Genomic DNA, 2,668 nt, shown 5'->3' with positions numbered 1-2,668 from the left:
GATCGACCACCACGCGCAGGCTCCCCCGCCACACCGCTCACCGAGCCCCCGGAGGCGCTCCGACCCGCACCCGGCGGTCGGCGACCACCGGGTGCGCGCCCGCTCCGCGTCGACCCACGCGCAGGCCGACGCCGCCTGACTCCGCCCGACCCCGCTGTCAGACCGCGACCAGGTGCGGCACCTGCGGCTCCTGCTCATCAGGCAGCGGCTCCAGCTCGGCCTGGGCGTCGCTCAGCATCCGCTGCGCCACGAGCAGCTGCTCGGCCACCCGCTGCCGCCCGGCCTTGAGCTCCGCGACCCGCCGCTCCGCCTCGGCCACGATGGCCGCGGCGTGCTCGGCGGCCTCGGCGACCAGCCGCTCGGCCTCCGCCCGGCTCTCCGCGTCCCGCCGGGCGAGCGCGGCCAGCGCCTCGCCGCGCCGGGCGCGCATCGCCTCGGTGAAGTCCGACTCGACCTGGGCGCGCAGCAGCGCCGACTGCTCGTCGAGCTCCCGCCGCTGCTCCGCCGCCTCGCGCGCCGCGGCCTCGGCCTCCTCGCGGGTGGCCCTGGTCGCCTCGTGCTGCTCGCCGACCAGCCGCTCCCACTGCTCCCGCAGGCTCGCCGCCGCCCGGTCCGCGTCCGCCCACGTGCGCTCGGCCGCCGCCCGAGCGCGCGCGGTGATCTCCTCGGCCTGCCGGTGGGCCAGCTCGACCCGCCTGCGCAGCCGCTCCTCCAGCGCCTCGACGTCCACCGGCGAACCGCTGATGCGGTCCACCTTCGCCCGCAGCTCCCGCACCTGCTCGCGGGCCTCCTCCAGCTGCCGGGCCAGGTCCTCCGCGCGCGCCACGGCGGCGTCCCGGTCGGCGGCCAGCAGCCGCGTCCCGGTCTCCGCCTCGCGCACGTAGCCCTGGACCTGCGCCCTGTCGTAGCCGCGCCATGCCCGGTCGAAGTCGACGCGCAGGGGGAGGAGTTCTTCGCGGACCTCGCCAGTCGTCACCGTGTCAGCTCCCCTCTTCAACTGTCGTGTGTCCCCGCTCACGGCGGGATGATCTCCAACGTCCTCCGGAGCACCCCGGTTCCGCAAGGGGCGCAACCCGTGCAGCGCAAACCATAGCCGCTGCGACCTGGGCCGTCCCTCCTCTGTGGACGGCTGCTGAACCGGTGCAGCCAGTGGGGTGCGACACCCGGCCGGTTGCCCGCGCCCGCCACCGGGTACCTCCGGCGCACCGGCCCCCGAGGCCGACCGGGAAGGGGGTGGGACCTGGTGGTCCTGGACATCGGTTCCGAGGGCGCCGCGCGCCCGCTGTCGCTGGACCTCTCGCAGCGCACGCCGCCGCTGGCGCGCGTGCGGCGCTGGGCGGGCGAGGTGCTCGCGGGCCTGGACGACGAGCAGCTCGGCGACACGATGCTCGTGGTGACCGAGCTGGTCAGCAACGCGTTCGACCACGGCCGGGCGCCGCGCGCGCTGCGGCTGCACCGCAAGGGCGCGCCCTGGCTGGTGCGCGTGGAGGTGGACGACGCCTCCCCGTCGCTGCCGGTCATCGGCCGCTCCCGCCTCGGCGGCTACCGGGGCCGGGGGATGCTGATCGTGTCGAACCTGTGCCGGGGGTGGGGCGTCACCCACCGGTCGGGCGGCAAAACGGTGTGGGCCGAGATCGCCTGCGCGTCGTGACGGCCTGATCGGCCCGACCGGCCCTATCCTGCCCCCGGTACGACGCGCCGGGCGCGCCCGGCGGGCACGCGACGGGGGTGCGGGCGGAGATGGCTCAGGCGGGGCTCGCGTTCCCCGGTGACGGCGAGATGGCGCGGCTGATGCGCGCCCACGCGTGGGCGGACGGCCCGCTCGGACCGGTCGAGGACTGGCAGGCCAGCCAGCGCACGGCGGTGCGGAACTGCCTGACCTCGCCGTTCCGGATGTTACTGTGGTGGGGCCCCGAGCTGCGGTTCCTCTACAACGACGCCTACCTGCCGCTGCTCGGGGTCAACCACCCCGCGCTCGGCAAGCCGGGCGAGCGGGTGTGGTCGGAGATCTGGCACATCATCGGGCCGATGCTGCGGTCGGTGCTGGAGACCGGCGAGGCGACCTGGTCCGAGGACCTGCTGCTGCCCATGCGCAGGCACGGGTACCTGGAGGAGACGTACTGGACGTACTCCTACAGCCCGCTGCACGACGACGACGGCGTGGTGCGCGGGGTGTTCACCGCCGTCAGCGACACCACCGAGCGGGTGGTGGGCGAGCGCAGGCTGGCGGTGCTGCACGACCTGGGCGCGCGGGCGGGCGACGCCCGCGACGTGGACGAGGCGTGCGCGCTGCTGGTGGACGCCCTCACCGGCTCCGGCCGGGACGTGCCGCACGCGGAGCTGCACCTGCGCGACCCCGGCGGCGGGCTGCGGCGCGTCGCGGCCGGACCGGGGGAGCCGCCGCCCGAGGGGACCTGGCCGCTGCGCGGGGTGCTGGAGAGCGGGGAGCCCGCCGTCGTGGAGGACCTGCACCTGCTCGACCCGCCGCTGCCCTCGGGCGACTGGCAGGCCCCGCCCCGGCGGGCGGTCGTGCTGCCGCTGCCCGGCGACGGGGACGAGCCGGTCGGCGTGGTGGTGCTCGCCTCCTGCTCGGGCCGCGAGCTGGACGAGCCGCACCGGGCGTTCCTGTCGCTGGTCGCCCGCCAGTGCGCGGCCGTGGTCAACGCCG

General features: G+C 76.6%; 3 protein-coding genes. 2 read left to right on the top strand and 1 reads right to left on the bottom strand.

Features of this window, described 5'->3' with window-relative positions:
- Positions 1 to 157: 157 nt before the first annotated feature.
- Positions 158 to 976 carry a DivIVA domain-containing protein gene (locus ACTUAL_RS29455; protein WP_440902522.1) on the bottom strand — a complete coding sequence of 273 codons (819 nt, stop codon included), beginning with the start codon at positions 974 to 976 and terminating at the stop codon, positions 158 to 160.
- A gap of 267 nt (positions 977 to 1,243) precedes the next feature.
- Between ACTUAL_RS29455 and ACTUAL_RS29450 the strand changes: the two genes are divergently transcribed.
- Both ACTUAL_RS29450 and ACTUAL_RS29445 read left to right on the top strand, forming a co-directional pair.
- Positions 1,244 to 1,651 carry an ATP-binding protein gene (locus ACTUAL_RS29450; protein WP_232519918.1) on the top strand — a complete coding sequence of 136 codons (408 nt, stop codon included), beginning with the start codon at positions 1,244 to 1,246 and terminating at the stop codon, positions 1,649 to 1,651.
- Positions 1,652 to 1,740: 89 nt separating this feature from the next.
- On the top strand, positions 1,741 to 2,668 hold a 928-nt coding region (locus tag ACTUAL_RS29445; protein ID WP_440902521.1), incomplete at its 3' end, for a GAF domain-containing protein.

The organism is Actinosynnema sp., assembly GCF_052038725.1.
This window is presented reverse-complemented; position numbering and strand designations above follow the sequence as displayed.